A 20,412-nucleotide genomic window follows, 5' to 3' on the forward strand; every position below is an offset into this window, starting at 1 on the left:
TTCTTGCTTCTGCGTCCGCTTCTAAACAGTCGCCTCAGCATTTTTAATATGTTACAATTTGTTTAGCATTTTGCCTGTGGGTGATTGGGTAGGGATACCCATGGAAATTAGTCGGGAAGTAGTTTCACTTTATGTGACAAAGTAGGTGACGGGAATGGCACTTTTGGAAAAGGCGCCAGCGAAGATAAACCTATCACTTGATGTGCTAGGGAAACGTAATGATGGGTATCATAATGTAGAAATGATTATGACGACGGTAGATTTAGCGGATCGCATTGAGCTGTCTCCTCTTGAGCAGGATAAGATTATTATCTCCTTAGAGAGCAGATATGTCCCAAATGATGAGCGAAATTTAGCATATAAAGCTGCAGAAATATTTAAGAAGAAATATGGAATAAAAATGGGTGTGCATATAAAAATTGAAAAAAACATTCCAGTTTCCGCTGGGCTTGGTGGAGGAAGTACGGATGCAGCCGCAGTCCTTAGAGGAATGAATCGTTTATGGGATCTAAATATTCCAATTAGGGAATTAGCGGAGCTAGGGGCAACAATTGGCTCAGACATCTCATTTTGCGTTTATGGAAATACTGCTATTGCAAGAGGGTATGGGGAACAAATTGAAACTCTGGCTTCTCCACCACCGTGCTGGGTTGTATTAGCAAAGCCAGATATTGGCGTCTCCACAAGAACGATTTTTGCCCGAGTGAAAGTGGATGAATTGTATCATCCGAAAACCAATCATATTCTCGAAGCACTGATGGAGAAAGATTTCTCAAAGCTTTGCAATAATATCGGCAATTCGCTTGAGCAGATTACCCAGTACCTCCACCCCGAGGTTAGACATATCAAGGAAGCCATGCGGCAAATCGGTGCGCAAGGTGTATTGATGAGTGGGAGTGGCCCCACTGTATATGGATTGGTCGAGCACGAAAACAAGGCAAGAAGAATCTATAATGGCATGCGTGGGTTTTGTGAGGAAGTATACCTGGTTCGATTAATTGGATAGTTATTGCTTAAATGCGTATAAAGATGGTATATTTTAAGTTAAATATACGGTTTTGGGGTGTAATGATGAAGAGAAGTAACCGATTAGTTGTATTAACTGACTTTTTCCTTGAGAATCCTAGAAAACATATACAGTTACCATATTTTGTGGAATTATGTCATACAACGAAATCATCCATTAGTGAGGATTTAGATATTATTAATGATGTGTTTGAGGAGCAAGGATTGGGGTATTTACAAAGGTCCACTGGTGCGGGTGGTGGAGTGAAGTATATTCCAGAATTCGAAGTAGACAAAAGTGAATTGTTTTTGGAAGAGCTTCGCCAAAAATTGGCTGATCCAAGTCGAATTCTACCTGGTGGCTATCTATATATGAGTGATCTATTAGGCGATGCCAAAATTGTTCGGGAAATTGGACGTGTATTTGCATCTGCCTTTTCCAAAATGGACATCGATGTAGTTGTGACAGTAGCGACAAAGGGAATTCCATTAGCATATGCGGTGGCATCATTCCTAAATGTACCTGTCGTAATTGCTAGAAGGGATCCAAAGGTAACGGAAGGCTCGTCTGTAAGCATTAACTATGTATCCGGGTCCTCACGGAAAATACAGACGATGGTATTAACCAAACGGAGTCTGAAGGACGGAGCTAACGTATGCATTATTGATGACTTCATGAAGGCTGGAGGAACGATTAATGGAATGATTAGTCTACTAGCGGAGTTCAATGCACACGTTAAGGCGGTCGGCGTATTAGTGGAAGCGGATGATGAAGACGAGGAACGGATTGTAACCAATTATACCTCTCTAGTGAAAGTCTCTAAGGTTGACATGCTACAGAAAAAAATTGAAATTCAGCCAGGTAATATCGCATCACTCTAGTAAATATGCATCTTAAAGGCTGATGATATTAACAAACTTTTCCCTGAAAATAGAATTTTTATGATTTTTTTATTTTATTTTCTGATTTTAGCAGGATTTCTATTTGTTTTGTTGAACTATCTAATATAGTAAGTTCAATAGGGAAAAGGTGGTGAAACATCATGGAAGTAACTGACGTTAGATTACGCCGCGTGAATACAGAAGGAAGAATGCGAGCAATAGCATCGATTACTTTGGATCAGGAATTTGTCGTCCATGATATTCGGGTTATTGATGGGAATAATGGATTATTCGTGGCTATGCCGTCAAAGAGAACTCCCGATGGGGAATTTCGGGATATTGCACATCCAATTAACTCAGGAACACGTGCAAAGATACAAGAAGCGGTACTAGGGGAGTATCATCGAGTTGGGGAGAACGAGGAAGTAGAGTATGAAGAAGCGGGGGCTTCCTAATAAACATGATTCATACAGAGGGGTCTAATCAAAAACGATTGGACTTCTTTTTTTCTGCTTAGGAAACTATAAAATTGGGTGCTATGGATAACCTAATTACTGAGAATAGCCACGTCCAGCTCCAGCACCCAGCGAGACTTCCCTCACCTCCGTAATCTAAGTCAAGGAGAAGTTCGACTAAGTTCGCCACGTCCTGTGGCAACGTCGAACCACCTCACGTCCGTGAGGCGCAGTCCGTACGTTGCTAAACGAGCGCTTGCGCTTTTGTTTCTGAAAAAAATCGGAGTGAAAGGCCAATCATTCGCTCGTTCTGATTGTGGGTTGATAGACAGGGAAATTTGGAATTTTCCTATCAAAAGAAAAGTGGCAATCTACACCTGTTGTTAATTCTATCTTATCTATATGTTGAAATCCTAAGTTTTTTGCGATATATTTTATAGTGGATAAATAGTAATGATGGAGGTTTCCTTATGACGAAACGGTATGCTGTAATTCTTGCAGCAGGGCAAGGAACGAGAATGAAATCCAAACTATATAAAGTGCTCCATCCTGTAATGGGACGTCCGATGGTAAAGCATGTTATGGATCAACTTAACTCTATACAACTAGATAAGACGGTTACAATTGTTGGCTTTGGTGCTGAGAAAGTAATCGAAACACTTGGCGATGTGTGTGAATTCACAGTCCAAAAAGAGCAATTAGGGACAGGACATGCTGTTTTACAGGCCGCCGATATATTAAAGGATTTAGATGGTACAACGATTGTCGTTTGTGGTGATACACCATTAATCACAGATGAAACATACAAAGCGCTCTTTGATCAACATGAGAAGGATGGAGCGAGTGCAACGGTTCTAACAGCAAGTACATCGAAACCTGCTGGATACGGTCGGGTTATACGTAACAACGATAATGAAGTAGAACGCATTGTCGAACATAAAGATGCAAATGCAGCGGAACTTTTAGTAGAAGAAATCAATACAGGAACGTATTGCTTCGATAATCAAGCCCTTTTCGCGGCACTACAAGAAGTTTCCAATGATAATGTACAAGGTGAATACTACTTGCCAGATGTTATTGAAATCCTACGTGGGCAAGGGAAGAAAGTAAGTGCATTTCTTACACCAAACTTCGATGAAACATTAGGTGTAAATGATCGTGTTGCATTAGCACAAGCGGAAAAGATTATGAAAAATCGCATTAACGAACAGCATATGCGTAATGGGGTAGCGATTATCGACCCGGACAATACATACATCCATCCAGATGTTGTAATTGAATCAGATGTAACAATTTACCCTGGAACAATTATTAAGGGCGCAACAACAATTAAAACAAATGCAGAAATCGGACCAAACAGTGAGATTTCTAATTGCTATATTGGCGAAGGAACGGTAGTGAAGCAAAGTGTCGCAAATGATAGCCGGATTGGTAAACGGGTTAAAGTAGGACCTTTCGCGCATATTCGTCCAGATTCAACCATTGGTGACAATGCGAAGCTAGGTAATTTTACCGAGATTAAAAAGACCTCACTTGGAAATGGAAGTAAGATTTCGCATTTAAGCTATATCGGCGATGCAAATGTTGGCGATAATGTTAATATTGGCTGTGGAACAATTACAGTTAACTATGATGGAAAAAATAAATTTCTAACAACCATTGAAGATGATGCTTTTATCGGATGTAACTCTAATTTAATTGCACCAGTAACAATCGGCAAGGGATCCTATGTTGCTGCTGGATCAACGATTACGAATAATGTACCAGATGATGCATTATCGATTGCCAGGGCAAGACAGACGAATAAAGAAGGCTATGCTACAAAGCTTAAGAATAGAAAAAAAGATTAACGGAGGTTTATAATCCATGGCATCAAGTAATTATGAGGATTCAACACTAAAGGTTTTCTCTTTGAATTCCAATCGTAGGTTATCAGAACAAATCGCGGAACATATTGGGACAACATTAGGTAAATGTACCGTTTCGAAATTCAGTGATGGTGAAATTCAAATTAACATTGAAGAGAGTATTCGTGGCTGTGAAGTGTATGTCATCCAATCCACATCTGATCCAGTTAATGATCATTTAATGGAATTATTAATCATGATTGATGCATTAAAGCGTGCATCGGCAAAATCGATTAACATTGTGATGCCATATTATGGATATGCTAGACAAGATCGAAAGGCACGTTCACGCGAGCCGATTGCTGCGAAATTAGTAGCAGATATCATCGAAACAGCAGGAGCAAATCGGATGATTACACTCGATCTGCATGCGCCACAGATTCAGGGATTCTTTGATATTCCAATTGATCATTTGCAAGGTGTGCCTATTCTTTCTGATTATTTCGAAGGGAAAAACCTAGACGATGTTATTGTTGTTTCTCCAGATCATGGTGGTGTAACTCGTGCGCGTAAAATGGCAGATCGCCTGAAAGCGCCAATTGGAATTATTGATAAACGTAGACCACGTCCAAATGTTGCTGAGGTTATGAATATTATTGGTAATATTGAAGGAAAGACGGCAATTTTAATCGACGATATTATTGATACAGCAGGAACGATTACGCTTGCAGCCAACGCTTTAATTGAAAATGGCGCGAAAGAAGTGTATGCTTGTTGTACGCATCCAGTATTATCAGGACCTGCAATTGAGCGAATTAATAATTCGCAAATAAAGGAACTGGTTATTACGGATAGTATTCCGCTTCCAGCTGAGAAACAGGTCGATAAAATTACAACCCTTTCTGTTGCTCCATTAATCGGTGAAGCGATTATAAGAGTACATGAGCAACAATCGGTAAGTGTTTTATTTGATTAATAGGATTAAGTTTATACAATAACGGGTATAAATTATATTGATCGTTTATACAGCTCCATTGTAACAACGACTAGTGAAGAAGATAGAAAGAATATACTCGATCTTGAAATGAGCTAAGTGGTAAATAATTTGGAGGATGATAATATGTCAGTACAATTAAAAGCAAAGAAACGAGAAGATCTTACACATTCTAACACGAAAGAGTTAAGAGAAAGTGGATTTATACCCGGGGTTGTTTATGGGAAAGCGAAAGATACGAAGAATATTGCGGTAGAAAGTATTACATTACTCAAAACTGTAAGAGATGAAGGGAAAAATGCAGTAATTTCTCTTGATATTGAAGAAGATAAGCCTGTTAATGTTATGCTTCATGAATATCAAGTAGACCCAATTCGTGACACCGTTACCCATGTAGACTTTTATATCATTGATCTATCTGAGGAAATGGAAGTATCGGTTGCCCTTAATCTTCAAGGCGAGGCAAAAGGTGCGAAAGAAGGCGGCGTACTACAGCAGCCATTATTCGAGATTCAGGTGCTTGCGAAACCAGGCGATATTCCTGAAGAGATTACGCTCGATATCTCATCTTTAGAAATTGGAAATGTCCTTACAATTGCAGATTTACCAAAGAGTGATACCTACAAATACCTTGATGATCCGGAAACTACTATCGCTACAATTCTACCTCCAGGTGGAAATGAAGTAGAGGAGTATGAGGAAGCTCAGGCTGAATCGCAAGGAGAACAAGAAGAATAATATAAAGTGAATAGGTAACACAACAAGACCCTCCCAAAAGATGGCGAAGTAAGCCATCCTTCTTTGGAGGGCTTATTGTATGGAGTTGTTTAGGAACCGTGGAGTTGTCCATGGCACTAATCAAAACAAAAATTTAGACAAAGGACGAATTTACATGAAATGTATTGTTGGTTTGGGAAATCCGGGGAAGAAATATGAAGATACCCGTCATAATGTTGGCTTCATGGTGATTGATGAGCTGCTTAATCGCCATAACTGGAATTTAGATAAGAAGAAATTTAATGGGCAGTATGCGATGGAGCATTATCAAGGCGATAAATTAATCCTGTTAAAACCACAAACATACATGAACCTTTCTGGTGAATCAATTCGCCCCTTAATGGATTTTTATAATATAGATTTAGAGGATTTACTTATCATTTATGATGATTTAGATCTACCAGCAGGAAAAATCCGATTACGCCAAAAGGGCGGGCATGGTGGTCATAATGGGGTCAGATCTTCTATCGATCATTTAGGAACGAAGGAATTCAAGCGAATTCGCATTGGGATCGGTAGACCTGTAACTTCTATTCCGGTAGTGGATTATGTACTCGGATCATTCCCGAAAGAGCAGCAGGGCGATGTTGGCGAAAGCATCAAATTAGCGGCAGATGCATGTGAAACATGGTTGAACACCCCTTTTGTAGACGTCATGAATGAATATAATAATTGATCTCTTCATATGTTGTATCCTAGTATCTAGGAATATCAATCATGTATAATATGGGGATTTTCGGATAAACTTCTAATAGAGGATGTTCAAATAGTGAACGATTTGTTTATTCGAGGAGGATTATCAGTGTCGATCGTATATAAATGCAGACATTGTGGGCAAGCAATTGCTACGCTGGATCAGCAAGTGATTGATACAACGATGCTAGGTCTAGATCAGTTATCGATAAAGGAAAAAGAAGAAATGATTCAATATAAGGATAATGGTGATGTTGATGTTCAGACAATTTGTGAGGATTGCCAAGAAGCATTAGGATATCATCCACACTATCATGAACTAGATTTTTTTATACAATAAACATATGCGTAAAAGAGCTTTGGTATCCTAACCAAAGCGTTTTTGTGCTTATAAAGTGTAGTAAGCGGGGGTTTAGGAATGAAAGGAATCAATCAATTTTTACAATCAAAGGAAGATATACAGTCAATTATTCATGGCATTGAGAGTGGAATGAAGGAGCAGCTTGTTGCTGGTCTTTCTGGTTCCGCTCGAAGCATGCTTGTTTCTGTTCTAAAGGAATCCATTAATAAACCAATATTATTAGTGACACATCAGCTCGTGCAAGCCCAGCAACTATACGACGATCTTTCCGAGTTCATGGATGAGAAATGTGTATATTTATATCCTGTTAATGAATTAATCGCTTCGGAAATTGCGATTGCTAGTCCAGAGTTAAGAAGCCAGCGAATCGAATCGCTAATGGAATGGTCAAAAAGGAAATCGGGTATATTAATTGCCCCTGTTGCAGCATTAAAACGAATTCTCCCACAGCCAGCTTACTGGGATAAATATCAATTGCGATTTAAGGTTGGCGATGAAATCCCGATTGATACTTATCTCGCTTCTCTAATTGATATGGGCTATGAGCGAACAACAATGGTAACGACGCCAGGAGAGTTTAGTAAACGTGGAGGTATCATAGATGTTTATCCAATAACGGAAGATTATCCGATCCGTATCGAATTATTTGATGAAGAAATTGACTCCATCCGTTTCTTTGATGCAGAAACACAGCGCTCCTTAACGAAAAAAGAAGAAGTAATGGTCGGACCTGCAACGGAATTATTACTTACTAAGGAAGATATTCTTACTGCAGCGGAACGATTAGAAGAAGCATTAGCGCAAACATTGAAGAAAGTGAAGACAACAGCCGTAAAAGAAGAACTAGTCAGTGCGATGGAGCAAGATATCAGCCGTTTACGCAATTTAGAGCGTTTCCAGGAAATGTACCGTTATATCGGATTTTTCTATAATGAGCCTGCTAGTTTATTAGATTACTTACCAAAAGATGGCTTCGTTATCTTAGATGAAATGAGCAGAATTCAGGAGACCGCTTCGAATTTAGATACAGAAGAAGCAGAATGGTATAGTAATTTACTGGAATCTGGAAAAATGGTGCAAAATAGTAGATTCTCATTTGATTTTCATACAGTCCAAGATAAGATGAGGCAGCAGCGTCTCTATATGTCTGTCTTCTTACGACATATTCCAAATACACAGCCACAGAATATCATCAATCTATCATCAAGGACAATGCAGGAATTCCATGGACAAATGCATCTATTTAAGACGGAATTAAAACGTTGGGAAAAAGGGGATTATTCCGTCGTTATCTTAGCACCAAATGAAAGCCGAGTAGACAAAATCCATTCCATTTTGATGGATTATGATATCGAGGCTGCCATCTCTGATGATTTGAAACTTCCAGTAGAAGTACCAACGATTACAGTTGGCAATATTAGCAATGGTATTGAGTTTCCGATGCATAAGCTAGTACTTATCACAGAGAATGAATTATTCAAAAAGAAGACAAAACGAGCGCGAAGACAGCAAAAAATCTCTAATGCGGAGCGAATTAAGAGCTACCAGGAGTTAAAGGTTGGCGATTATGTCGTCCATTCCAACCATGGTGTTGGGAAGTATTTAGGGATTGAAACATTGGAAGTTAATAAATTGCATAAGGATTATATGCTAATCCGCTATTCTGGAGATGATAAGCTTTACGTGCCAATTGATCAAATCGATTTAGTTCAAAAGTTCGTTGGCGGAGAAGGAAAGGAACCGAAGTTATACAAACTAGGTGGAACTGATTGGACGAAAGTTAAACGAAAGGTCCAATCATCTGTTGAAGATATTGCGGATGATCTAATTAAGCTTTATGCTGAGCGTGAGGCAAGAAAAGGATATGCGTTCTCAGAGGATACAGAAATGCAACGTGAATTCGAAGCATCTTTCCCATATCAGGAAACAGAAGACCAGCTTCGATGTATTGAGGAAATCAAGAAGGACATGGAAAGAGAGCGTCCAATGGATCGCTTACTATGTGGGGACGTTGGTTACGGCAAAACCGAAGTAGCGATACGTGCAGCTTTTAAAGCAATTGCCGATGGAAAACAAGTAGCAATCCTAGTGCCGACAACGATTTTAGCACAACAGCATTTTGAAACGGTTCGGGAGCGATTCCAGGATCATGCAATAAATATTGGACTCCTAAGTAGATTCCGTACTCGTAAAGAGCAAACGGAAACGATTAATGGCCTAAGAAAAGGAACCGTAGATATTGTTATCGGTACTCACCGCGTCTTATCAAAGGATGTCGAGTTCCGTGACTTAGGCCTGCTTATCGTCGATGAGGAGCAGCGATTTGGTGTGAAACATAAGGAAAAAATTAAACAAATGAAATCAAACGTCGATGTACTAACTTTAACGGCAACACCAATTCCAAGAACATTGCACATGTCGATGCTAGGCGTTCGGGATCTATCTGTTATTGAAACGCCTCCTGAAAACCGTTTTCCAATTCAAACGTATGTGATGGAATATAATCCAATTTTAGTTCGGGAAGCAATTGAACGGGAAATGGCGAGGGATGGGCAAGTTTTCTTCCTTTATAACCGAGTGGAAAATATAGATAAGGTAGCCCGCGATATTGGCATGCTTGTGGAGGATGCGAGAATTGCGGTTGCTCATGGGCAGATGAACGAGACCGAATTGGAGAGCGTTATCTTTGGCTTTTTAGAAGGGGAATATGATGTACTTGTTAGTACGACTATCATTGAGACAGGCGTGGATATTCCGAATGTAAACACGTTAATCGTTAGCAATGCAGACCGGATGGGCTTAAGTCAGCTTTATCAGCTTCGAGGTCGGGTCGGTCGTTCAAACCGGGTAGCATATGCTTATTTCACCTATCAGAAGGATAAAGTGTTGACAGAAGTTGCCGAGAAGCGACTACAGGCGATCAAGGAGTTTACAGAATTAGGTTCTGGATTTAAGATTGCAATGCGCGACTTGTCGATTCGAGGGGCAGGTAACTTACTAGGGTCTCAGCAGCATGGTTTCATTGACTCTGTCGGCTTTGATATGTATTCGCAAATGTTGTCTGATGCAATCGAAGCACGGAAAAAGGGCAAGGATATTGAAGATATTACGCCATTTGAACCGGAACTTGCACTTAATGTGGATGCCTATATTCCAGATGAATATATTAAAGATGAGAAGCAAAAAATCGATATCTACAAGCAAGTCAGAGCAATTGAATCTAAAAAGGATATTGAAGATTTAAAGGATGAACTGACAGATCGTTTCGGTGATTATCCGGATGAAGTGGAGCACCTATTTATTGTTTCAGCATTAAAAATGTATGCTCGCAAGGAACGCGTCGAGTCGATAACAGAAAAGGGAAATAAGATTATCTTACTGATTGAGGAGAATCGTAGCCAGCAGATTGATGGATCCAAATTATTTGAACTCGCAGGCGAATTTGGGCGTGGTGTACAATTAGGGACGGAAAATACGAAGCTAAAGATTGTCTTCCAATCAACAAAGGAAACAGATCATCGTAAGTATCAAACTGTTGAAGCATTTATGAAGAAATTAAAGATCGTCAATCGCGATGATGCATAGTGCTTTTTAATTGCTTAAGAAACAATAAAATTGGATGCTGTGGATAACTAAATTACCGAGAACAGCCACGTCCAGCTCCAGCGCTTAAGCGTTAGCGAGACTTCCCTCACCTTCGTACGATAAGTCAACATCGATTCGCTTACGCTCATCGTGTTTCCTTTATCTCCTTCGGTTCAGTCCAGTCCGTACGTCGCTAAACTAGCTTTAAGCTTTTGTTCTAGAAGGCTTTCACCTAAATGGTGTGAGCCTTCTTTTTCCAATAAACAGGAAATAAAATAGGCTCATGATGTATAGTTCTTTCAAAGTTAATTCATACTAAAACCACACCTGGTGATTTTTACACGTTTAGAGAAGAATTAGTAATGCAGGAAATGATAATATCGGCATTTCCTCATCGTTATACTATTTGTGATGTTTGGCATCCATTTCATGTGTAGGGCAGATAATCATCATTAGAAAGCGAGGCAACTTAGTATGAAAGCAACAGGTATTGTACGTCGAATTGATGATTTAGGTAGGGTTGTAATCCCAAAGGAAATAAGAAGAACATTACGTATTCGTGAGGGAGACCCGTTGGAAATCTTTGTTGATCGTGAAGGAGAAGTAATTTTAAAAAAATATTCGCCAATAAATGAATTGAGTCACTTTGCACAGGAATATGCGGAGGCATTATTTAATTCTCTCCAATCCCCTGTATTAATCTGTGACCGTGATGAAGTAATTGCGGTTTCCGGGGAATCGAAGAAAGATTATCTTAATAAGAATATTAGCTCAGGGATAGCGAAAATAATTGAGAACCGTTCACAAGTATTTGAAGCAGATGTTAATGAATTTGAAATCATCGAAGGTAATGAACTATCGTTGAATTCCTATGGTATCAGTCCAATTATTGCAAATGGGGATCCAATTGGTTGCGTAGTCATGTTCTCAAAAGAGGGAGAGCCACTCAGTAAAGTAGAACAAAAGGCACTAGAAACAGCTGCAGGCTTTCTGGCAAAACAAATGGAATAATAATACTTAAGTATTGCAAAAATCAGGTGCCCACTGGTTTTTGCTATTTTTTTATGGAAATATGGTTTCACTTATGTAGTGAGAAGGTGTGATCTAACATAAGAAATCAAATGCTCACAGGCATGTCGCTCCGAAAATACACGTCGCTTTTCGCGGGGGTCTGGTGAGCCTTCCTCCCGCGGAAGTCTTCGTGTATTTTCTCCACTAGGTTTGAGCAAAATCCACCGATACGGAAATCAGCTTTTCTCCTAATTCCACTTTATATCAAAAGTGACAACTATAAAAATGAGCTGTTTTTAAATTACAATCAGGTATGGTGGTTTGCTAAAGTAAGCCGAAATTGCTGCGCTGATGTGCTATAATATAGTGAAATTTGAATGTAGCGGAGATGGGCGTTTATATGGTGGAGAATGAATCGAATCGATTGGTCAAAGGTGCGTTATTATTAACCTTTGCTGGATTGATCAGCAAAATTCTAAGTGCTGGATACCGAATACCATTGCAAAATTTAACAGGAGATATCGGCTTTTACATTTATCAGCAAGTATATCCGATTCTCGGGATGGTCATGATATTGTCCTTATACGGGTTCCCTTCAGCAATTTCAAAAATGATTGTTGACTTGGATGAGCATGGAAAGAAGCCATCGTTAACAGGCTTTTATTTGCCGATTTTCCTCATTCTCCTTGTCATAAATGGGATGATCTTTCTCTTCCTCTTATTCAACGCGGAATTAGTAGCGAATTGGGTTGGAGATGCAAACCTAATCCATTCCTATCAAACTGCTGCTTTTGCCTTTTTACTTGTTCCTTTCACTTCCTTGCTTCGAGGTGTCTTTCAAGGGAATTACTATATGAAGCCAACCGCCTTTTCACAGGTAGGAGAACAACTTATCCGGGTATTCATCATTATTGCTGCGGCAATTGCGATTTCAATGGGTGTGATGGATCTTTATTCAATCGGACAGTTTGCAGCAATTGCCTCAATTGCTGGCGGCGTAGTGGCAGTGTTGATTCTTGGCTTTTATTTTGTGAAAAATAGGCCATTTTCAAGCGCACATACCGAGATCCCTATCCATTATTTCGTGAAGCAAATCGTCGTCCTAGGAATGGTTGCTGCTTTAAACCATATGACATTACTTGTCATCCAGTTTGCCGATGCGTTTACACTTATCCCGAGTTTAGTGGAATACGGATTGACCCAGATAGAAGCAATGGAGGCAAAGGGAATCTTTGATCGTGGACAACCACTAATTCAAATTGGTACGGTATTAGGATCATCGTTCGCGCTAGCACTTATTCCCTCGATTTCTAAACAAAAGCTAGAGGCGGACCCAACTACCTTTTATCAATACATACGAAGTGGCCTATTGTTTAGCTTCTATTTAGCGGTCGGCGCAACGATTGGACTTATTGCGATTTTTCCAGAAACAAATCGTTTATTATTTGAAAATACGGATGGAACATCGGATTTGCAAATTCTTGTTCTTTCGATCTTTCTTTGTTCAATCGCCATTACTGCATCCTCCGTTCTTCAAGGATTGGGCTTTATTAAACGGACAGCGGGTTTTGTCCTCGGGGCCTTTTTTGTAAAATGGATTGCAAATCAATTATTGGTCCCATGGTGGGGGATTACAGGTAGTGCAATTGCAACGGTATTAAGTTTGCTTGTTTTATTTATTCTTGTTATGTTCGAATTAAAAAGAAAGCTGCCAGATTTAAATTTTTTCAGGCAGATTAAGTGGCGTGCATTATTTGCCGGAACGATTTCGATGATCGTTTATTTGCTGGTAATGAAATATTGCTTATTAGGACTTAGTGGTAACGTCACCTCACGGCTCTATCTGTTAGGCTATGTATTATTTGTCGCCGGTACAGGTGCATGTATTTTTCTAGTTTGTTTATTAAGGGGTGGGGCATTTTCTGAAGAACAATTGAAGATGCTGCCATTTGCATCCATTTTAATTCGTATTCAAAGAGGGAGGAAGAAATATGAGTAAGATAGAGATTATTGGTTTAGGTGCAGGAGATATTAATCAATTATCGATTGGAATTTACAAAAAACTTACGAATGCAATAACAACGGTATTTACTCGTACATTGGATCATCCAGTTATTAATGCAATTCAAGAAGAAGGGGTTCACTTCCATTCCTTCGATCACATTTATGAGGAAGAGGAGCAATTTGCTATCGTTTATGAGCGGATTGTTGCTCAATTAATAGAGGCGGCAAAGAATTCAGAAGAGGTGGTCCTTTATACGGTTCCGGGTCATCCGATGCTTGCAGAGAAGGCGGTACAGCTTTTACTTGAACAGGTTGAAGTGGAAGTAGAGATCATTGGTGGACAAAGCTATTTAGACGACCTATTTACGTCTTTAAAGATTGACCCAATCGATGGCTTCCAATTTGTTGATGGGACATCTTTTGAACGGAATCAGCTTGATTATCGCCACCATATCATCTTTTGTCAGGTCTATGATCGTTTCATTGCGTCAGAGGTGAAACTAGCATTGCTTGAGGACTTGCCAGCCGATTATGAAGTCATCGTTGTCGAAGCGGCAGGGAGCAGTCAGGAAGTAATCACCAAACTGCCTCTAGAAGAATTGGATCATACAATCGAGGTTAGTAATTTAACAAGTGTCTATATTCCACCAGCAGCAGGTAATCTTTTAAACCATACGTTTACAAATTTACGAGAAGTGATTCGTGTACTAAGGTCACCAAATGGCTGCCCGTGGGATCGGAAGCAAACCCATGAGACCCTTAGGGAATACGCTGTTGAAGAGGTCTATGAGCTGATTGATGCGATTGACCAACAGGATGATGAAGGCATTATCGAGGAGCTGGGTGATATTCTTCTGCAAGTAATGCTTCATAGTCAAATTGGCGAGGATGATGGCTATTTTACGGTAGATGATGTCATCCGTGGGATAACCGATAAGATGATCCATCGCCATCCGCACGTCTTTGGAGATCGCGATGTGTCCTCTGTTGATGAGGTGCTAACGAATTGGGAGGAACTGAAGAAGGAAGAAAAGGGGAAAACGCGGCAATCCGTTCTCGATGGCGTTTCTAATTCCTTGCCATCATTAGCAAAAGCATACCAATTGCAAAAAAAGGCTGCAAAGGTTGGATTTGATTGGGAAGAGGTAAACGAAATTTGGCAAAAGCTTGGGGAAGAATTGGCGGAAGTAAAAGAAGCAATAGAAGCGAATGATCAGCAAGAGGTCGAGGAGGAATTCGGTGATGTCTTATTTGTAATCGCCAATTTAACACGTTATTATAAAATAAACCCAGAAATTTCCCTAAACCTTTCCAATCAGAAGTTTATCTCTCGCTTTTCTTATATCGAGGAAAAGTTAAAGTTAGAAGGAAAGACGATTGAGGATGCAACACTAGAGGAAATGGATGCATACTGGAATCAAGCAAAAGAAAGAGAGTGATCGGAGATGCGTTTAGATAAATTTTTAAAAGTATCACGACTAATCAAACGTCGTACATTAGCAAAGGAAGTAGCAGATCAAGGGCGAATTTCCGTTAATGGCAACCAAGCAAAGGCCTCTACAGTCCTAACAGCAGGAGATGAACTTGTGATTCGCTTTGGACAAAAGCTAGTAACGGTTAGAGTAAACGATTTACGTGAAACCGTGAGAAAAGATGAAGCAGAAATGATGTATACGATTGTCAAAGAAGAACAAGTTCAGTAGGAGTCGATTGTAAATCGTTTATCCTGCATGTTACGGACAACAAGGTTCTTAACAAAAGACTGGAGTTTACAAGCTTGTTGCACATTTGTAGTGAGAGGGTTTTTGTACTTTTATCTTAATGGTAATGAGTGAAAGTGATGAGTTGATATAAAGTGTGAACTAGTGATAATGATGATCTCAGATTTGGATAGTAGTTGCTGTTCACATTAAAGATTCCATTCCTTTACTTCAATCAGCGTCGATTGTCAGTGGTAAGTTACTCTTTTATATGTGATTAGTCCGAGAACCCTGAACGCATTAAACTAGTTTGCAATTTATCTATTAATGCCAACACACAATAAGAAATTGGGAAAGGTAAATCCCACTGAATGAAGTTTCGCTTTATTAGTTCTATACTTGTCCCTCCTTTCATAAATTAATATGGATAAGGAGGGCTTTTATATGAACTATTATGAGAATAAGGAAACCCCGACACGTGTACAAACCGACCATATTGTAAAGCTAAATAACCGTAAAAATTTAGAAATAACTGGTGTTAAAGAAGTAGATAGCTTCGATAATGAGGAGTTTCTATTACAAACAGTCATGGGCTATCTCATCGTCCGTGGTCAGAACCTCCAGTTAAAAAATCTCGACGTGGCAGAAGGGGTCGTGACGATTAAAGGTAAAATCTACGAACTTTCCTATGTCGATGAAGAACAGCAGGAGAAAGCTAAAGGATTCTTTAGCAAGTTATTCCGATGACCCTCAGCATTCAGTTTCTAACGATGGCCACCATGGTTCTAAGTGGGATTTACTTGGGAATAAGTCAAGATACCTTTCGTCGCTTTACACAATATTGGAAGAATCAAACCCTTTTAACTTATTTTATGGAGATTTGCTTTTGGCTTACACAGGCAATTATTCTTTTTTATGTATTGTATCGTGTCAATGCTGGAGAAATTAGATTCTATATCGTGATGGCATGTTTATTAGGATTTTCCATGTATCAAGTAGTCGCTGCCAATCTCTATAAGCGATTACTTGAACACGTCATTAGGGTCATTGCGGGCTTCTATCGCTTTTGTGCAAAAGTAGTACAAGTTTTGCTTATTACACCGATTCGCTGGATTATCATTATGCTACTGACGATTCTCTTATTCATTTTAAGGCTAGTCGGAAAGGTACTCTTCTTTATTCTAAAATTACTTGTTATGCCATTTAAATGGATTGGCAAGGCCCTCTATCAACTGCTCCCCAAAAAAGTCAAAAAGAATTTACACAAAATTGCAGGATTTTATAGTAAAATGAAGAATATATGTATCAAGTGGGCGAAGTTTTTCAAATTTAATAGGAGGTAGTCAGATGGCATCACGGAAAAAAACGGTTACAAGATTAGACTCGAGTTATATGCAACAATACGATGCATACATAGAGAGACAGAAGAGAAAGAAGCAACGATTAATTCGTCGTCTTGTGTTATTTTCTATTGCTGCAATCCTTATTATTGGTGGCATGGCAGGATATCATGTTAACCAACGAATACTTCATGCAGAGAAAGTCGCAGAATATGAGTCACTAGAAAAGGATATTGCGAATCTAAACAAAGAGGGAGAATATCTTGAAGAAGAAATTAAGTTACTGAATAATGAAGAATATGTATTGGATATCGCAAGAACCAATTATTTCTTCTCAAAAGAAGGGGAATTAATCTTTAAGATTCCTAACGAAGATCCATTATATTGACACATTTATTGGTGATTAATATACTATATAAGAATTACATTGAATCTTTTAAGGAGGAGCATTTTTTTTATGTCAATCGAAGTAGGCAGCAAACTGCAAGGGAAGGTAACGGGTATCACGAATTTTGGTGCATTTGTCGAACTTGAGTTGGGCAAAACAGGTCTTGTTCATATTAGTGAGGTAGCTGATAGCTATGTGAAGGACATTAATGAATACCTTAAAGTTGGAGAAGAAGTAACGGTTAAGGTGATTAATGTTGAAAAGGATGGCAAAATTGGCTTGTCCATTAAGAAGGCAAAGGATCGTCCAGTGCGCCAAAAGAATCCAAAAGAACGTGCAGAGAACTTTGAATCGAAAATGAATCAATTTCTCAAAGACTCTGAGGACCGATTAGCCTCTTTAAAGAAGCACACGGAATCCAAACGCGGAGGTCGAGGTGCTAGAAGAGGATAGCAGCTGCTGCCTGTGACAATGCTCTGTAGAATATATGTTACAATCCAAACAATTTGTTAAGAAAGGCAGGTACCAGCTTCGGTACCTGCCTTTTATTTGATAGCGGCAGAGGGGATCGAACCCACGACCTCACGGGTATGAACCGTACGCTCTAGCCAGCTGAGCTACGCCGCCAAATTATCGAACAATTGCTATCATACAACAGGATAATTATTGTGTCAATACCATTAAATAAAAACGAAATTATTAAAAAATATTAATAATGGCACTTTATACATAAAATGGTCGAACGATTTATTGGACATGCTTTGCTGTTTTGACAAAAAAAGAAGGCATAATGTGGTTTACTATCTAGAAAGATAGGAGTGATAGTAGATGATGGATTCATTTCCAAGGGTGGAGCCGAGGGATTTTGTTAGGGAAAAGGTAAGTCAAATAGGGAGGTTACGAAAATGGATCAATTTGAAGCTGAAAACAGTTCTATTAGATAAAGGATTATTATACTTTATCGTCGGTTTTCTATTAGGTCGTGCGGTTATTCTTTCTGTTGTTTCCCCTTTTGCGATAGCGTTTATTGCAACAATGTGGTTTATCCATCGGGAAAAAAGCGCCAAGTCGATGCTTGCGGTTTTATTAGGTGCTTTAAGTTATTCATTAACCCATAGTATGTTTATTCTCCTAGCATTAATCATCTTTGTCTTCTTAGGTGCATTGTTCAAAAATAAAAAGAATCAGCAGGTAATTATTCCCTTGCTTGTCTTTCTGTCTACTGCTGTGCCACGAGTATTTCTATATTCCTTGAATGATCAATTATCCTCTTATGAATGGATGCTTTTAATTGTGGAGGGTGTCTTAGGAGCGGTCCTAGTACTAATCTTTATGCAAAGTATTCCTTTATTATCACCAAAAAGATATAAACCCGCATTAAAAAATGAAGAAATTGTCTGCCTGATTATATTGATTGCCTCGATTTTAACGGGCATGATCGGCTGGGAAATCTACGACGCATCTGTAGAGCAGATTTTTTCCCGTTACTTTGTATTGTTATTTGCCTTTGTCGGTGGTGCAGCAATTGGTTCTACGGTTGGGGTTGTTGCTGGATTAATCCTTTCGCTCGCAAATGTAGCGAATTTGTATCAGATGAGTCTGCTTGCCTTTTCCGGATTACTTGGTGGGTTACTGAAGGAAGGGAAGAAGCTAGGTGTTGCTGCTGGATTACTCGTAGGGACGTTTTTAATTGGCATTTACGGTGGGACGATGACATTAATACCATCCATCATTGAATCATCGATTGCCATTATTTTCTTCTTATTGACACCTGCATCCTGGACAAGCAGTATTTCTCGCTATATACCGGGAACGGAGGAATATACAAAGGAGCAGGAGCAATATTTACAAAAGGTTCGAAATGTAACCGCAAAACGAGTAGAACAGTTCTCAGATGTATTCCAAGCACTGGCAAAGAGTTTTCAAGTGACAGAAACGGGACCACATGATGAGAATGACATAAAACGTGAGACAGATATGTACTTGAGTAGAGTAACAGAGAAGACGTGTCAATCCTGCTTTATGAAGGATCGCTGCTGGCAAAAGGAATTTGACAAAACGTATTCCATGATGGAGGAGATGAAGGATGATATTACGGACGGGCGAAACCCGAATCGAAAGGTGATGAGTCGGTTTGAAAACCATTGTGTGAAGGCGAAGCAAGTGGTGGAAGTAATGAAGGAGGAGATGACCTATTTCGAAGCAAACCGAAAGTTAAAGCAGCAAGTAATGGAGAGCAAACGGTTAGTTGCTGATCAACTACAAGGTGTTGCTGAGGTTATGAATGACTTTGCGAATGAGATTTTAAAAGAACGGCAACATCATGAGCAGCAGGAGATGCAAATTATTCAGGCATTAGAGCATATGGGAATTGAATTAGAAAAATTGGATATTTATCAATTAGAGAAAGGAAATATCGACATTGAGATGACTGCCTCCTTCTATAATTATCGTGGGGAGGGTGCGAAATTAATTGCTCCTGTTTTATCGGATATTTTAAATGAAATGATTATTGTGAAGCAGGAAGAAATTTCTCCATTTCCTAATGGTTATAGTCATTTGGCATTTGGTTCTGCGAGAGAGTTTATCATTACAATGGGTGCTGCAAATGCTGCAAAGGGTGGTGGTTTGATTTCAGGTGATAGTTATACAACGATTGAGCTTGGCGCAGGGAAATTCGCGATGGCAATTAGTGATGGCATGGGTAATGGTAAGCGAGCAAGGGAAGAAAGTGTGGAAACGCTAAGGCTCTTGCAGCAAATCCTCCAAACCGGTATTCAGGAGAAGGTAGCAATTAAGTCAATCAATTCCATCCTCGCATTACGGACGACCGATGAAATGTTTGCTACATTGGATTTAGCTGTCATTGATCTGCATAATGCGTTTGTGCAATTTTTAAAGATTGGTTCGATACCTAGCTTTATTAAACGGGGGAATAAGGTAATTCGGATTGAAGCAAGCAATCTGCCGATGGGGATTATCCAAGAGTTCGATGTGGATATTGTCAGTGAGCAATTATTATCGGAAGACCTGTTAATTATGATGAGTGATGGGATTTTCGAGGGACCAATGTACATTGAAAATTCAGATTTGTGGATGAAACGGAAAATCCAAGAGATGGTGACGGATGACCCGCAAGAAATTGCTGATTTGCTGCTGGAAGAAGTGATTCGTACAAGATCAGGGGAGATAGAGGACGATATGACTGTACTCGTTGCAAGGATTGAGAAAAACATACCAGAATGGGCAACGGTTCCTGTTTATCGGAATAAGGCATTGTAGTGCTTTTCGGTCCCTTGCTTATGCGTCCACCTCTGGGCAGTCACCTTCACATTTCTTTGTCTAGTATCGCGTGGGCTAGCGACTATGG

18 protein-coding genes and 1 tRNA gene are annotated in these 20,412 nt (G+C 39.5%); 18 read left to right on the forward strand and 1 reads right to left on the reverse strand.

Translation table 11 applies throughout. The features are described from left to right. Positions 1-154: 154 nt before the first annotated feature. The 17 genes from ispE (at position 155) to CWR48_RS20100 (ending at position 17,495) form a co-directional block, all read left to right on the forward strand. A complete protein-coding gene (gene ispE / locus CWR48_RS20020; RefSeq protein ID WP_115775054.1) occupies positions 155-1,006 on the forward strand; it encodes a 4-(cytidine 5'-diphospho)-2-C-methyl-D-erythritol kinase in 852 nt (283 codons plus the stop codon). Between the two features lie 65 nt (positions 1,007-1,071). Next, a complete protein-coding gene (purR, locus tag CWR48_RS20025; RefSeq protein WP_115775055.1) occupies positions 1,072-1,887 on the forward strand; it encodes a pur operon repressor in 816 nt (271 codons plus the stop codon). Positions 1,888-2,048: 161 nt separating this feature from the next. After that, positions 2,049-2,342, forward strand: a complete 294-nt coding sequence (spoVG, locus tag CWR48_RS20030; protein ID WP_114914837.1) for a septation regulator SpoVG — start codon at positions 2,049-2,051, stop codon at positions 2,340-2,342. A 470-nt stretch (positions 2,343-2,812) separates the two neighbouring features. Further along, a complete protein-coding gene (gene glmU / locus CWR48_RS20035; RefSeq protein WP_115775056.1) occupies positions 2,813-4,192 on the forward strand; it encodes a bifunctional UDP-N-acetylglucosamine diphosphorylase/glucosamine-1-phosphate N-acetyltransferase GlmU in 1,380 nt (459 codons plus the stop codon). Between the two features lie 16 nt (positions 4,193-4,208). After that, complete coding sequence (locus CWR48_RS20040; protein WP_115775057.1) at positions 4,209-5,165, forward strand: ribose-phosphate diphosphokinase; 957 nt, start codon at positions 4,209-4,211, stop codon at positions 5,163-5,165. A 144-nt stretch (positions 5,166-5,309) separates the two neighbouring features. After that, complete coding sequence (locus tag CWR48_RS20045) at positions 5,310-5,921, forward strand: 50S ribosomal protein L25/general stress protein Ctc (protein ID WP_115775058.1); 612 nt, start codon at positions 5,310-5,312, stop codon at positions 5,919-5,921. A gap of 154 nt (positions 5,922-6,075) precedes the next feature. After that, positions 6,076-6,636: an aminoacyl-tRNA hydrolase gene (pth, locus tag CWR48_RS20050; RefSeq protein WP_115775087.1), complete on the forward strand. Its 561-nt coding sequence runs from the start codon at positions 6,076-6,078 to the stop codon at positions 6,634-6,636. Between the two features lie 126 nt (positions 6,637-6,762). Beyond that, positions 6,763-6,993, forward strand: a complete 231-nt coding sequence (gene fin, locus CWR48_RS20055; RefSeq protein ID WP_115775059.1) for an anti-sigma-F factor Fin — start codon at positions 6,763-6,765, stop codon at positions 6,991-6,993. Between the two features lie 78 nt (positions 6,994-7,071). After that, the gene (mfd, locus tag CWR48_RS20060; RefSeq protein ID WP_115775060.1) at positions 7,072-10,599 is read left to right on the forward strand and encodes a transcription-repair coupling factor; all 3,528 of its coding nucleotides are present in this window, start codon (positions 7,072-7,074) and stop codon (positions 10,597-10,599) included. Positions 10,600-11,073: 474 nt separating this feature from the next. Next, complete coding sequence (gene spoVT, locus CWR48_RS20065) at positions 11,074-11,610, forward strand: stage V sporulation protein T (protein WP_115775061.1); 537 nt, start codon at positions 11,074-11,076, stop codon at positions 11,608-11,610. Positions 11,611-12,010: 400 nt separating this feature from the next. Further along, positions 12,011-13,609 (forward strand): putative polysaccharide biosynthesis protein, encoded by a 1,599-nt coding sequence (locus tag CWR48_RS20070; RefSeq protein WP_115775062.1) that lies wholly within the window; start codon positions 12,011-12,013, stop codon positions 13,607-13,609. Then, the gene (yabN, locus tag CWR48_RS20075; protein WP_115775063.1) at positions 13,602-15,053 is read left to right on the forward strand and encodes a bifunctional methyltransferase/pyrophosphohydrolase YabN; all 1,452 of its coding nucleotides are present in this window, start codon (positions 13,602-13,604) and stop codon (positions 15,051-15,053) included. Before CWR48_RS20070 ends, yabN begins: the two co-directional genes overlap by 8 nt. A 6-nt stretch (positions 15,054-15,059) precedes the next feature. Beyond that, entirely contained in the window at positions 15,060-15,317 is a 258-nt protein-coding gene (locus CWR48_RS20080; RefSeq protein ID WP_115775064.1) for an RNA-binding S4 domain-containing protein, read from the forward strand. Between the two features lie 441 nt (positions 15,318-15,758). Further along, positions 15,759-16,061, forward strand: coding sequence for a sporulation protein YabP (yabP, locus tag CWR48_RS20085; protein ID WP_115775065.1), 303 nt, complete (start codon positions 15,759-15,761; stop codon positions 16,059-16,061). Continuing rightward, positions 16,058-16,657: a spore cortex biosynthesis protein YabQ gene (gene yabQ, locus CWR48_RS20090; protein ID WP_115775066.1), complete on the forward strand. Its 600-nt coding sequence runs from the start codon at positions 16,058-16,060 to the stop codon at positions 16,655-16,657. Before yabP ends, yabQ begins: the two co-directional genes overlap by 4 nt. A gap of 4 nt (positions 16,658-16,661) precedes the next feature. After that, entirely contained in the window at positions 16,662-17,042 is a 381-nt protein-coding gene (locus tag CWR48_RS20095) for an FtsB family cell division protein (RefSeq protein WP_115775067.1), read from the forward strand. Positions 17,043-17,111: 69 nt separating this feature from the next. Beyond that, a complete protein-coding gene (locus CWR48_RS20100; protein ID WP_115775068.1) occupies positions 17,112-17,495 on the forward strand; it encodes a S1 domain-containing RNA-binding protein in 384 nt (127 codons plus the stop codon). 100 nt (positions 17,496-17,595) lie between these two features. Here CWR48_RS20100 and CWR48_RS20105 read toward each other — a convergent pair. Beyond that, a tRNA-Met gene (locus tag CWR48_RS20105) sits at positions 17,596-17,669 on the reverse strand. Between the two features lie 201 nt (positions 17,670-17,870). On the opposite strand from CWR48_RS20105, the gene spoIIE reads away from it, so the two are divergent. Further along, positions 17,871-20,324, forward strand: coding sequence for a stage II sporulation protein E (spoIIE, locus tag CWR48_RS20110; protein ID WP_115775069.1), 2,454 nt, complete (start codon positions 17,871-17,873; stop codon positions 20,322-20,324). Positions 20,325-20,412: the final 88 nt, after the last annotated feature.

The organism is Oceanobacillus arenosus (assembly GCF_003369575.1).
Taxonomy (GTDB): Bacteria; Bacillota; Bacilli; order Bacillales; family Amphibacillaceae; genus Oceanobacillus; species Oceanobacillus arenosus.